Origin of the sequence: Thalassomonas sp. RHCl1 (genome assembly GCF_947387555.1) — a bacterium.
Taxonomy (GTDB): domain Bacteria; phylum Pseudomonadota; class Gammaproteobacteria; order Enterobacterales; family Alteromonadaceae; genus Thalassomonas.
In genome coordinates, this window is sequence record NZ_CANDNZ010000009.1 from 23,683 (window position 1) to 36,919 (window position 13,237).

The following is a 13,237-nucleotide window of genomic DNA, read 5'->3' on the forward strand; positions in this document are numbered from 1 at the left end:
GAAATACTATGAATAACCTTATCAGCAAACCACTTTTTGTTGCCAGCTTTGCCGCTCTGATGACATGGCAGGTGAACGCCGATGTTGTCGATGAGATCAATAAGTCTTTTACTGTCAGCGATAACAGCAGTTTTCGTCTGGAAAATGTCAACGGCAGCGTAGATATTCAAAGCTGGCAGGAAAAGGTGATCCAGGTGACTGCCATCATAGAAGCTGATGATCAGGACGACAGAGATCGTATCTCCATCGATATGAGTCAAAATGACCGCGGGGTAAGTGTTGAAACCCGCTACGAAAAAACATCAAGCTGGGGCAACAATCACAATTCCGGCTCGGTGGATTACCGCATCATGGTGCCTGAGGACGTAGATTTGGCGAAAATTGAGTTGGTCAACGGTTCTTTGACGATAGAAAATGTTCTGGGAGAAGTGAATGCCGAACTGGTCAATGGTTCGATAAAAGCTTCGGGTTTAAGCGCTGATGTTGATATCAGCTCGGTTAATGGCAGTATCAAGGTGAATTACCAGCAAGTGGCGAAAGATCTGGAGCAGATAAAAATAGAAACGGTTAACGGCAGTATCAAGCTGCGCTTGCCGGAAAATATCAGTGCCGCGGTCGAGGCCGAAACCATGCATGGCAGCATTAAAAATGATTTTGGTTTGAAGGTGGATAAAAACTTGTTTGCCGGGCGTAATATGCGCGGCGATATCGGCACAGGCGATGCGCGTATTTCCCTTGATAGTGTCAACGGCAGCATCAAGGTGATGAAAAAATAATTCTCTGTGCATATCAATAACAGGGGAGTGTCGGTTGGCACTCCCTTTTTTATGGTTTTATCGCGTCCCTGGAGACGGTTGCACCGCGTTATCTTAAAGCAAGATGTATGGCGCTTGTTTGGGATATGGATATAATAGCGGCATTTATTATTATAACGAGCAAACAGGCAAGCTTGTAATCTTGTCTGATTAGGGATGTTTTATGTCATTATTACCTTATATAGAAGTGGCTACCGGGGAAAAGCCGGGGGCAAGTGTGATCTGGCTGCACGGTTTAGGCGCCGACGGCCATGATTTTGAACCTATCGTGCCTGAGTTGAAACTTGCCAAAGAACATGCGGTACGCTTTATTTTCCCCCATGCGCCGAAAATTCCCGTCACCATCAATGGCGGCATGGTGATGCCTGCCTGGTACGATATTTTGGATATGAATATCAACCGCAAAGTGGACAGTGAGCAATTGCAGGCTTCTGCCGATGCAGTGATTGCCCTGGTGGAGCAGGAGCTGGCACGGGGTATCCCCAGCGAGCAAATTTTCCTGGCCGGCTTTTCCCAGGGGGGCGCAGTTGCCTATCAGGCAGCGCTGTCCTATGACAAGCCGCTTGGCGGCCTGTTGACTATGTCAACCTATCTGGCAACCGCCGATACCCTGGAGTTACACCCGCAAAACAAAAATACCCCGGTAATGGTTATGCACGGTACCGAAGATCCGGTTGTACCCGAGCAACTCGGGCAGGCGGCGATCTCCTTTTTGCAAAAGCATGACTATAGCCATCAATACAAAACCTATCGTATGCCCCACAGTGTTTGCGCTGAGCAAATTACCGATATTTCAAAGTGGTTACAGCCTAAATTAAAATAAAACCTGTCCTGTTTATTTCCCCGGGCTGGCCCCTGTAGCTGGCTTAGGGAGATCTGGTATTTGTGATATTAAAAGCGATAGTCAGTGTGGCCAGGCCGTATTTCTGGGGAACAGGTGATAGGCCGGGACAAAACCATCCGGATTGATATGGATTTTTGGTTTATGAGCCGGCTGTTACCGTTCCCGGGCTCCCAGCCTGTGACATTAGTTTTTTCCTGTTTTTTAACAACTAAGCTAGTTGACGGGGGAAGTTGATCGGGCTTTTACCTGGGTATATATTACAGGAGGCATGGCGTATCTTGCCCCAGCCATTGGCAACTAAGGATAATCAATGAAAATTAACCGGAGGCAACTGGCTTGCTTGCTCGCTTCCATTATTATTTGTCTTTCCCGGGCTGAGGCAAAGACCTTTATTATCGGCGTTGAGGATGTCAGTTATTATCCCATCTATGATTTCTCTTCTAGCAAAGGCCATGGACCCAGCTTTACTAAAGAGTTGCTCAGTACTTTTTTTGAAAAACACCAGTACGCCTACCGTTTTGTTGCCTTGCCGATCAAGCGTTTTAACCAGTGGTATATCGATGAAGGCATAGATTTTAAATTTCCGGATAATGTGCGTTGGCAAAGGGCGGCGGAAAAACACCTGGATATTACTTTTAGTGACCCAGTGCTTAGGTTAATGTCCGGGGTTTACATGCTAAAGTCCAGGTTGCCGGTGCAGCGGGATGAGGTGAAGTCTCTGGGCACGATTTTAGGTTTTCATCCTACTTTGTGGTTGGATAAAATTAAAGCCAAGCAGGTGATTTTACAGGAAGAGTCTTCGCCGTTGAGTCTTGTTAAACATGTCTTGCATGGTAACCTTGATGCCACGAATATTGACGGCAATGTGGTACGTTATAACCTGGGAAGCTTAAAACGAAGCGGTGAGCTGGTATTGAATAAATCTATCCGGCATGAGAGCTATGCCTATCACTTTTCTACGATAAAATATCCAGAGGTGATTGCTCAGTTTAATGCTTTTTTAAAGAGCCATGCTTCCCTGGTAAAGACATTAAAGCAAAAGTATCACATTATTGAAGCGATAAAATTAAGCGCCTACAGTGGTAACCAAACGGAGGGAAAATGAAATATCACCGAGAGCAACTTTTCGGCCGCTGGTACAATACCGATACCGATGAAAAAGGGATCCAGACCAGTGAATATGCCGAACTGGCCGCCGACGGCAGTTTTGAAATCACTTTTTTAACTTTTGATGACAAGGGGGAGGTCTGTGATAAAGTGGTGGAGCTGGGCGACTGGGGATTGGTGGGAGATATTCACTTTACCATCACCAAGAGCGAATTAATCGCCAAGGAGCTTTATGCCGCAGATTTGGCTGACAGCGGCAACTACCACGCCTACCGGGTGCTGCAGCTGGATAATAAAATTTTTGAGTACCAGCATATCGAAACCAATGAAGTGTATAAGCTGCGCCGGGTCGCAGATACGGTCGGCCATTGTTAGCCTGGCTGATTGCTGATGTTTTTCCTGAGCAAAACCTGAACCATTAACCCATATTAACCAGAAAGTCGAGAATACGGATGAAGCCTTTACAAGATGCCAGTTTAATTACCGCGATAAAAACCCCGTTTACCCACAGCGGCGATATCGATCTTCATACTTATGATCTCCTGGTAGAGCAGCAAATACAGGCCGGTGTCGACGGTATTATTGTTGGCGGCACTACAGGTGAAGGGCATTTATTGAGTTGGGAAGAGCATTTAATGCTGATTGCCCACAGTGCCAACAAGTTTGGCGGGCGGTTATTGATCATAGGCAATACCGGCAGTAATAACACCCGGGAGGCGATCAAGGCGACTGAAAACGGCTTTGCCACCGGTATGGATGCGGCATTGCAAATTAACCCCTATTACGGCAGGACCTCCACCGGCGGCGTACTGGCGCATTTTTCCCGGGTTTTAGATATAGGACCTGCCTTTATTTATAACGTGCCCGGACGTACCGGACAGGATCTGACACCTGAGATCATTGAGCCGCTGTCGAAACATAAGCATTTTATCGGGGTGAAGGAATGTGCCGGCAATGACCGTATCCGTTACTATGAGCAGCAGGGCATTGCCTGTTGGTCAGGCAATGACGATGAAAGTTTTGCCGGGCGTCATCAGTGCAACTCTCACGGGGTGATTTCGGTCACTTCCAACCTGTTCCCGGGGCTGATGCGCCGGTTAATGGATGATAATGATGCTGAGCTTAATCAGCGGTTGCAGCAGATAATGCACTGGTTGTTTTGTGAGCCTAATCCGATTGCCATCAATACCGCGTTAATGATGACAGGCGCAGTCTTGCCGGTTTTTCGTCTGCCTTATCAGGCTTTATCCCAGGCACAAAGAGAGCAGGGGCTGGCCCTGCTCTCGGCGTTTGCAAGTGGCGAATATGTTGGCGAGCAGGCGCAGCTTTTAGCGGACAGTGATTTTATTTACCGGGCTTAGCCTTGCCTCTGGCAGAAGAAGCATGCCGGTTGCTTTATTCTGCCAGCTGTTTTGCAGCAGCGGCAAGTTGCGGCCGATATTCCTTCGGCAGTTCAATGTTTTGTTTCTCGCCGCTTAAAGGGCAGTTGAAGCTTAATGAAACTGCACAAAGCTGTAGATTCAGGCTGTCGGGGTAGTGTCGCTTTACGTCGCCGTGTAATCTGTCTGCCACCACGGGCAAATTTATCGAGGCGGCATGACGGCGGATCTGGTGTTTACGGCCGCTGTCTATTTTGACGTCGACCAGGGATAAATCATGCTGCTTATCATAATTGAGGCAACTAAAGGTGCTTCTGGCACTTTTACCTTCTATCGGCTCAGTGATCACTTGCGGTTGTTCATGTTTACTGTGGTCGCCATGCACTATGATTTGGTAATGTTTTTCCAGGGCGTGTTGCTCAAACATGGCAGATAAGGCCCGCGCTGCGGTTTTACTGTGGGCAAGCAAGATTAACCCGGTGGCGGCTTTGTCCAGGCGGTGGACAATAAATACCGGGCGCTCCGGCTTTAGGTGGGTTTGCGCCCAGCGGCTTATGGTGCAGTGATCGCTCCATTTAGAGCCCTGAGACAACATGCCGTAGGGCTTATACCAGACGCTGTAATCTTTAAAGTCGCTGATCAGCTGAGCCGGGGGCACTTCTTGCGCCAATACCTGACGGTTATAATAAAAATGTAAAACATCCTGTGCTTTAAGCGGCTTTTTTACCCGGCGTAATCTTTGGGTATGTTTGCCCCGGGTTAGCCACAGTGCGCCTTTATTGATGGCCTGTTTTAATTCGGCAACAGACATTTGGCAATGGCTGCTCAGCAGGGAGATCACCGAATCATTTTCACTTTCTACATCAATATGCTGCTCTATAATGTCCAATTTTCTCAAATCCTGCTGCTTTTGCTCTTAAGCTCTTACTGTGAAGAAATACTAAGGTGTTTATAACCGCTGGCTATGATAACACTAAGCAGGGGCCGCAGCGGCATAAAAAATCCGCGGCCGGACTTTTTAAAGAAATTTGTTTAATTAAGCCAGTTTAGGCTGGGTTTTAGCGGGTATCGGCGCTACTATAGCTTTATCCGTTAAGCAGTAAACAAAGAGTAATAAATGGAACGTGATCTAAAGCTTTTCCCCCAAGATAATATCGGCGATGCCCTGTGGCAGATGTCACAGCAAGGTGATGACCTTTCAATCCCGAGAGAAATACAGTTTTCGGTGTTATTTGCCAGCGAGCAGCAGGCGTTAAAATATGGCCAGCTATTGCTGGAAAACAACCAGAAACTTTCTTTTTGCCCTTATCCGGATGATAAGGATTATCCCTGGGAGATCACGGCATATCCTGAAGTGGAAGCCAGCTATGAAAATATCGCCGCCTACCAGGAGTTGCTGGAAAATAGCGCCCAACCTTTTCAAGGAAAATATGACGGCTGGTACTGTGTTAAAAAGGGCGAATAATCATGGCGCTCGATAGCAAGTTATTTTCCCAACTGCAAAAAAACAGCAGTGACTCTTTTCACCGGCAAAAATCCCTGATCAAAAAAGTGATGGCCGGCAAGAAAAGCGCTTGCCCTGTTTGCGGGCAAACAATCGCTTTAGCCCAGGCGAAAGCCGGTGAAAAACTCACGGTAAGCTGCAAAAAGGGCTGTACCGATATTGAACTGGATGTCGAGCAATAGCTTTTAGCCCCTAAGCGCAATTGCCGAATTTTCCCATGAATTATCTCGCCCACCTGTTTTTAGCCCAAGCGGCATCAAGTAGCTTATCGCCGGAAAAGCAAGCGTTAACCCTGGTGGGAAACCTGATGGGGGATTTCGTTAAAGGGCAGCAATTTAGCGAGTATCCAGCTGAGGTGGTCAACGGCATATATCAGCACAGGCTTATCGACAAATATACCGACCAGCATCAAGAGGTGGTTCGGTTAAAAAGCTTGCTGAGCACGAAAAGAAAACGTTTTTCCGGGATCATTTCCGATATTGTGTTTGATCACTTCCTGGCAAAAGCATTCACCTCATATTCCTCTGAGCCCTTGCATCATTTCAGTAGTGCTTGCTACCGGCAGCTGGCTGAACATATTGAGCTGATGCCGGAAAAAATGCAGCGTATGGTTTCACGTATGATAGCGCATGACTGGCTCTCGGGATATCAGGAGCTCTCTTCGGTGGGGCTGGCTTTAGACGGTGTCAGCCGGCGGATCCGCTTTGACAACCACCTGATTGGCGCTATTGAGGAAGTGCAGGAGAATTATCAGGCTTACCAGCAGGCCTTTGAGGTCTTTTTTCCGCAATTACTGGCTTTTGTTATCCGGACAGAAGATTTCAATCTCCCTGTACATGACTGATAAAATTCCGGCCTGTTTTTATTCATAAACACCAGTATTATCTTCCTTTATGAAGGCGCATTATACCGTTCGTCCTGAACATATGCACCTCTTCGTCCATGAAGGCGCATTATACCGTTCGTCCTGAACATAAAAAAAAGCGCCTTGCGGCGCTTTTTTTATGTGGTAAGTTGCGATTAACCGACAAACTTACGGGCGTTACGGAACATTCTCATCCAGGGAGAGTCTTCCTGCCATTCATCCGGATGCCAGGAGTTGGCCACGGTACGGAATACCCGCTCAGGATGCGGCATCATAATGGTTACCCGGCCATCTGTGGTGGTTAACGAGGTGATACCGTCAACCGAACCGTTCGGGTTCGCCGGATAGGTTTCGGTAACGTCACCATAGTTATTGATATAACGCATGGCTACGCTGCCCGACTCATTGGCGGCATTAACGGCTTCATCTGAGCTGAATTCGGTACGGCCTTCGCCGTGGGAGACGGCAATCGGCATATGAGAGCCGGCCATACCGTCAAAGAAGATGGACGGGCTTTCCTGAATTTCCACCAGTGAGAAGCGGGCTTCAAAACGCTCGGATTTGTTCTGGACAAAGCGCGGCCAGCTTTCACTTCCCGGGATGATTTCTTTGAGGTTAGACAGCATTTGACAACCGTTACAGACCCCTAAAGAGAAAGTATCTTCGCGGTGGAAGAATTCGCGGAACATTTCCCGGGCACCGGCATTAAACAGGATGGACTTGGCCCAGCCTTCACCCGCACCTAAGACATCACCGTAGGAGAAACCGCCACAGGCAACCAGGCCTTTAAATTCGTTGAGGTCAACCCGGCCGGCGAGCACATCCGACATATGGACATCGACAGCGATAAAACCGGCGCGGTCAAAGGCGGCGGCCATTTCCACATGGGAGTTAACGCCCTGTTCACGTAAAATCGCCACTTTCGGGTTGGTGCCGTTTACTGCGTCTTTAACGATAAGGTCAGCGACGATATCTTCGTTAAGGTCGTAGCTTAAGTCGACATTTAAGCCCGGATCTTCGGTATCGTATTTAACGTCATACTCTTGTTGGGCACATTCCGGGTTATCACGCATTGACTGCATATGATAAGTGGTTTTTGCCCAGGTGGTACGGTAATAAGTACGGCTGTTGGCCAGCACTTCTTCGCCGTCGCGGCTAAAGCGGATCATGTCATCGTTATTGAGACGGCCGACATCTGTGCATAAGGCCAGGATACCGTGTTTTTCAAAGACGGCATGTATGGCATCCACATCGGTTTCGCGAATTTGAATCACCGCGCCGAGTTCTTCGTTGAATAATACCGCCAAGTCGTCACCGGCTAATTTGCTGATATCGATGTCAACCCCGGTAAAACCGGCAAAGGCCATTTCAGCAATAGCGGTAAATAACCCGCCGTCGGATCTGTCATGGTAGGCCAGTAACTTGTTGTCGCTGACCAACTCCTGCATGGCATTAAAGAAACCTTTTAATGTTTCAGGATTATCGACATCCGGCGTTTGCTGACCCAGTTGCTTATAAACCTGCGCCAGACATGAGCCGCCTAAACGGTTTTTACCGCCGGACAGGTCGATGGCAACAATGCGGCTGTCGCCCAAATCGGTGCGCAGCTGAGGCGTTACGGTTTTGCGGATATCTTTGACCGCACCAAAAGCGGTGATCACTAAAGAGAGCGGCGAGGTGACCGACTTGTCTTCGCCGTCTTGCTGCCACTGGGTTTTCATGGACATGGAGTCTTTACCCACGGGAATGGTTAAGCCCAGGGCCGGACAAAGTTCTTCGCCTATGGCTTTAACCGCTTCGTATAAACCGGCATCTTCCCCCGGATGACCGGCGGCGGCCATCCAGTTGGCGGATAGCTTAATGCGGTTTAAATCGCCGATATCGGCGCCGGCAATGTTGGTTAAGGCTTCTGCCACCGCCAACCGGGCTGAGGCGCCGTAGTTTAATAATGCTACCGGGGTACGTTCCCCCATAGACATGGCTTCACCGTGGTAGCTGTCCAGGGCAGAGGCGGTCACGCCGCAATCGGCAACCGGTACCTGCCAGGGGCCGACCATTTGATCCCGGTTGACCATACCCGTTACCGAACGGTCACCGATAGTGATCAGGAAGGTTTTCTCGGCGATAGTCGGCAGGCTCAGTAAGCGCTGTGCGGCATCTTCAAGGGTGACATTATCCAGGGCCAAAGGTGCGCCGGTGTCTGTTTTACTCTGAACATCCCGGTGCATTTTCGGCGGCTTACCCAATAATAAATCTAACGATAAATCGATAGGCGTGGCATTTTTCGGGTCATCGGCAAAATGCTCATCCGTTAGTGTCAGATGCTCTTCTTCGATGGCCTTACCGACCACGGCAAACGGCGCACGTTCACGTTCACAGATGGCGGTAAAGACCGGCAGCTGTTCGTCGGAAACCGCCAATACATAACGCTCCTGGGATTCGTTACACCAGATTTCCAGCGGCGACATGCTGCGTTCGTCGTTGGGCACCTTGCGCAGTTCAAAATTACCGCCGCGGCCGCCGTCTGAAACCAGCTCAGGGAAAGCGTTGGATAAACCACCGGCGCCGACATCATGGATAAACAGAATAGGGTTATCGTCACCTAGCTGCCAGCAGCGGTCGATCACTTCCTGACAGCGGCGTTCCATTTCCGGGTTTTCACGCTGTACCGAGGCAAAGTCAAGATCTTCTGCCGACTGGCCGGAAGCCATGGAAGAGGCTGCGCCGCCGCCGAGGCCGATATTCATGGCCGGTCCGCCTAAAGCTATCAGGTTGGCGCCGACACATATCTCACCTTTTTGCACATGCTGATCGCGGATATTACCTAAACCGCCGGCAAGCATAATAGGTTTGTGGTAACCGCGTACTTCACTGCCGTTAAAAGAATTGACCTGCTCTTCATAGGTACGGAAATACCCCAGGATATTGGGACGGCCGAATTCATTGTTAAAGGCGGCGCCACCGAGCGGTCCTTCGGTCATGATATCGAGGGCGGAAACGATACGTTCCGGTTTGCCAAAATCTGTTTCCCACGGCTGTTCAAAGTTGGGGATACGCAGGTTGGAAACGGTAAAACCGACTAAACCGGCTTTAGGTTTAGAGCCGATACCGGTTGCCCCTTCATCGCGGATTTCACCGCCGCTGCCGGTGGCTGCTCCCGGGTAGGGGGAAATAGCGGTGGGGTGGTTATGGGTTTCCACCTTCATCAGGATCTGGATATCTTCGTGGTTATAACCGTACACCTTAGACTCGTGATCCGGGAAGAAACGTCCCCCCGGGTTACCTGTCATCACCGCGGCATTATCCTTATAAGCACTGAGGACAAAGTCACTGTTGACTTCATAGGTGTTTTTGATCATTTTGAACAAAGACTTAGGCTGTTTTTCCCCGTCTATGGTCCAGTCGGCATTAAAGATTTTATGGCGGCAATGCTCTGAGTTTGCCTGGGCAAACATATAAAGCTCGATATCGTGGGGATTTCTGCCGAGTTTGGTGAAGTTCTCTACCAGGTAGTCGATTTCATCGTCCGCCAGCGCCAGTCCTAAACTGATGTTGGCACTTGCCAGAGCCTCGCGGCCGCCGGCTAAAATATCAACCGAGGTTAAAGTGCCGGGTTCGGCGCTGGCAAATAAGATTTCTGCCTGTTGCATCTCGGTGAAAATGGTTTCCATCATGCGGTCATGGAGCAGGTTGCTGAGTTGTTGCTGTTGCTCGTCGTTTAAGCTGTCGCCGGTAATGTAATAAGCTAAACCGCGTTCTAATCGGATAATTTGTTGGAGGCCACAATTGTGTGCGATGTCGGTAGATTTGGAAGACCAGGGGGAGATAGTGCCGGGGCGGGGAGTGACTAAGAGAAGAGTTCCTGAGGGTTCGTGTTCTTCGATACTCGGTCCATATTTAAGAAGTTTTTGTAAAACATGGAATTCTTCAGTTGAAAACTCTGCTGAAATATTAGCAAAATGCATATACTCAGCGTAGATATTCGTGATCGGCAGCCCGAGTTCGGCGCACTGAGATAATATTTTTTTTATTCTAAAATCAGATAGTGCCGGAGCTCCGCGAAGGGTTTTCATCAACATCGCCATAAACTTATTCACCAGTTTAGTTAAAGTAGGGATAAAAATCGCGCGTATTATAGATGAAATGCTCCGCCTTGATAAGCGTTTAAAGCGATCAAAATTCAGTTATTATTTTATCGGGATGAAAAAATATCTTTGCTAAAAATCCAGACAAGCGACACAATTAGAATATATGAAGAATAAAAACGAAAAGTTCAATCACATCAAGTGTTTCACCCTCGGCATATTTGTGCTGGCGCTAACCCTTGTTTCCGGCTGCCAGCCGATGAAGGAAACCGCCGGGTTAGAGCGCATCATCGAGCGCGGTTATGTCAATGTCGGCACCCTGTTCGGCCCCAACAGTTATTACCTCGATGCCCATGGTCCTGCAGGGTTTGAATATGAACTGGCAAAGAAATATGCCGATCACCTTGGCGTCGAGCTTAAAGTGGTGCCCAGCTATAACCTGGAAGAGCTTTTTCCTAAACTGGATAACGGCGATGTCGACTTTCTAGCGGCCGGGTTGGCGGTAACGCCGAAACGTTTGGCCCGCTATAACTTTGCCCCCAGCTATGATGAAGTGAGCCAGAAGCTGGTGTTTAAGCAAGGGAATGTCCGCCCGAGAGCATTAAAAGATCTTACCGGCAGTTTTATGGTGGCTTCAAGCTCAAGCCATGCGGAAAACCTGATGAAACTGAAAGAAGAACACAGCGAGCTGAGCTGGCAGGAAACGTCTGAGCTCGACAGTGAAGAGCTGCTGGTAAAAGTGCTGGCAGGGGAGCTTGATTATACCGTATCCGACAGTCATACCCTGGCGATCAACCGCCGCTATTATCCGGAAATCAGCATAGGTTTTACCATCAAACAGCCGGAGCCGCTGGCCTGGCTGGTGAGTAAGCAGCAGGACGATTCCATTTTAGCCAGTCTAATTGAGTTTTTCGGTGAAGTTCACCAGGACGGCACCCTGCTGGCGCTGGATGATAAGTACTACGGCCATGTCGAGCAGTTCAATTACGTCGATACCCGGATGTTTATCAAGGCGATAGAAAAGAAATTGCCTAAGTACCAGGAGCTATTTGTTAAGCATAACCAGGAGCTTGACTGGCGCTTGCTGGCGGCCATCAGCTATCAGGAGTCCCATTGGGAGCCGCATGCCCGCTCTTATACCGGGGTCAGGGGCATGATGATGCTCACGCTGGCCACCGCCAAGCAAATGGGCATTAAAAGCCGGCTTGATGCCGAGCAAAGTATACGCGGCGGCGCCAAATACTTTAAAAAGCTGATTAATTTGATGCCGGCGCGTATTCCTGCCCCGGACCGTATCTGGTTTGCCCTGGCCTCTTATAATGTTGGTTTTGGCCATTTAAATGATGCCCGGATCATTACCGAGCGCCAGGGGGGAGATCCGGATCGCTGGGTGGAAGTGAAAACCCGCCTGCCGCTGCTGAAACAGAAAAAATACTATAAGCACACCAAATACGGCTATGCCCGCGGTGATGAGCCGGTGAATTATGTGGAAAATATCCGGCGTTATTACGATACCCTGACCTGGATGGATGAAAAGGCGAAAAAAGAGAAGATGCTCAATGAAGTTGAGCAGCTTAATGAGACAGATGAGCCTAAAGAGACAGAGCAGCTTAGCCTCAGTGGTGAGTAGCTGCTATGTTTAAAAGAAGGCCGCGATAATTTGAAGTTAATGCGGCATCTGGATTAAAAGGCGAAAAATAGAGGATGTTTAATGGGGAAAAGCAGATTAAATACGGCGGATATGAATTTTTTCGTTGTCATATTTTCTTCATAACTTGAAGTTAACATATTCGCCTCAATATCCTATATCTAAGGTATAAAGTGTTAATAAATTCGAGCAAGGGATTACTATGAGAGCAAAGAGACATCATTTAGTTACGACACAAAGAAGAAGACAATTGCGCAGGCAGCAAGCCAAATCGAACAACCGGCGCCAGGTTTTTTATTTGCAAATTTTGCTGCATGAAAAAAGTTAACTTGTACGGCAGGCATTAGCTTATACTGAATGAGCTTGCACTGAACTAGCTTTTATTAAACACCAACTTATTCACTCTATTGGTTTTATTATCAAAACCGTCAGGTCATTTGTTTTTTCTTTTTTTCTGCTTTCTTTTCTGCGCGGCGGCGTTTAAAAAATGCCGACAATAATTCGCTACACTCTGCCTGCATCACCCCGGAAGTGACCTCCAGCTGGTGATTAAGCTGATCACACTCGACCAGGTTAAAGACACTGCCGGCGGCACCGGTTTTTTTATCGTCACTGGCATAAACCAGACGTTTGATCCGGCTGTGTACCAATAAACCGGCGCACATAGCGCAGGGCTCCAATGTGACATATAAGGTACAGTCGAGCATACGGTAATTATTGATGGCTTGCCCCGCCTGGCGTATCGCGACCATTTCCGCATGGGCCGAGGGATCGTTGTTGCAAATCGACTGGTTAAATCCTTCGGCGATAATTTTGCCGCCGCTGACTATCACGGCCCCTACCGGAATTTCATCCATGGCTTCTGCCTGTTGTGCCAGTTCATAGGCGCGCTGCATAAAAAGCTTATCTTGTGCTGTGCTGTTTTCTGTCATGGTGAAACTTCGTTATTTCTGGGTAAAGAATATGGGTATAGAATATGGATAAATAAAA

Annotated in this window: 12 protein-coding genes; 9 read left to right on the plus strand and 3 right to left on the minus strand. The window is 48.5% G+C overall.

Translation table 11 applies throughout. The annotated features are described in order from the left end of the window. Window positions 1–8: 8 nt before the first annotated feature. The 5 genes from QL234_RS21950 to dapA all read left to right on the plus strand — a co-directional run bounded on the left by QL234_RS21950 (window position 9) and on the right by dapA (window position 4,127). Window positions 9–776 (plus strand): DUF4097 family beta strand repeat-containing protein, encoded by a 768-nt coding sequence (locus QL234_RS21950; protein WP_281559910.1) that lies wholly within the window; start codon window positions 9–11, stop codon window positions 774–776. A gap of 202 nt (window positions 777–978) precedes the next feature. After that, window positions 979–1,638 carry a dienelactone hydrolase family protein gene (locus QL234_RS21955; protein ID WP_281559911.1) on the plus strand — a complete coding sequence of 220 codons (660 nt, stop codon included), beginning with the start codon at window positions 979–981 and terminating at the stop codon, window positions 1,636–1,638. 331 nt (window positions 1,639–1,969) lie between these two features. After that, complete coding sequence (locus QL234_RS21960) at window positions 1,970–2,764, plus strand: hypothetical protein (protein ID WP_281559912.1); 795 nt, start codon at window positions 1,970–1,972, stop codon at window positions 2,762–2,764. Next, window positions 2,761–3,141 (plus strand): hypothetical protein, encoded by a 381-nt coding sequence (locus QL234_RS21965; RefSeq protein ID WP_281559913.1) that lies wholly within the window; start codon window positions 2,761–2,763, stop codon window positions 3,139–3,141. Before QL234_RS21960 ends, QL234_RS21965 begins: the two co-directional genes overlap by 4 nt. Before the next feature lie 77 nt (window positions 3,142–3,218). Further along, window positions 3,219–4,127 carry a 4-hydroxy-tetrahydrodipicolinate synthase gene (dapA, locus tag QL234_RS21970; protein WP_281559914.1) on the plus strand — a complete coding sequence of 303 codons (909 nt, stop codon included), beginning with the start codon at window positions 3,219–3,221 and terminating at the stop codon, window positions 4,125–4,127. A 34-nt stretch (window positions 4,128–4,161) separates the two neighbouring features. Here the strand turns inward: dapA and QL234_RS21975 are convergent, their stop codons facing one another. Continuing rightward, the gene (locus QL234_RS21975) at window positions 4,162–5,034 is read right to left on the minus strand and encodes an RNA pseudouridine synthase (RefSeq protein ID WP_281559915.1); all 873 of its coding nucleotides are present in this window, start codon (window positions 5,032–5,034) and stop codon (window positions 4,162–4,164) included. Window positions 5,035–5,262: 228 nt separating this feature from the next. Between QL234_RS21975 and QL234_RS21980 the strand changes: the two genes are divergently transcribed. Genes QL234_RS21980 through QL234_RS21990 form a run of 3 tightly spaced genes read left to right on the plus strand, consistent with a single transcriptional unit; the run spans window position 5,263 to window position 6,493 of the window. Next, complete coding sequence (locus QL234_RS21980; RefSeq protein ID WP_281559916.1) at window positions 5,263–5,610, plus strand: ribonuclease E inhibitor RraB; 348 nt, start codon at window positions 5,263–5,265, stop codon at window positions 5,608–5,610. Window positions 5,611–5,612: 2 nt separating this feature from the next. After that, complete coding sequence (locus QL234_RS21985) at window positions 5,613–5,831, plus strand: hypothetical protein (RefSeq protein ID WP_281559917.1); 219 nt, start codon at window positions 5,613–5,615, stop codon at window positions 5,829–5,831. A 35-nt stretch (window positions 5,832–5,866) separates the two neighbouring features. Continuing rightward, window positions 5,867–6,493, plus strand: coding sequence for an ACP phosphodiesterase (locus QL234_RS21990; RefSeq protein ID WP_281559918.1), 627 nt, complete (start codon window positions 5,867–5,869; stop codon window positions 6,491–6,493). Between the two features lie 176 nt (window positions 6,494–6,669). On the opposite strand, the gene purL is transcribed toward QL234_RS21990, so the two are convergent. After that, window positions 6,670–10,587: a phosphoribosylformylglycinamidine synthase gene (gene purL / locus QL234_RS21995; RefSeq protein ID WP_281559919.1), complete on the minus strand. Its 3,918-nt coding sequence runs from the start codon at window positions 10,585–10,587 to the stop codon at window positions 6,670–6,672. Between the two features lie 178 nt (window positions 10,588–10,765). On the opposite strand from purL, the gene mltF reads away from it, so the two are divergent. Beyond that, on the plus strand, window positions 10,766–12,229 hold the full coding sequence (gene mltF, locus QL234_RS22000) for a membrane-bound lytic murein transglycosylase MltF (RefSeq protein WP_281559920.1): 1,464 nt from the start codon (window positions 10,766–10,768) through the stop codon (window positions 12,227–12,229). A 446-nt stretch (window positions 12,230–12,675) separates the two neighbouring features. Here mltF and tadA read toward each other — a convergent pair whose 3' ends face one another. Then, the gene (gene tadA / locus QL234_RS22005) at window positions 12,676–13,179 is read right to left on the minus strand and encodes a tRNA adenosine(34) deaminase TadA (RefSeq protein WP_281559921.1); all 504 of its coding nucleotides are present in this window, start codon (window positions 13,177–13,179) and stop codon (window positions 12,676–12,678) included. Window positions 13,180–13,237 lie beyond the last annotated feature (58 nt).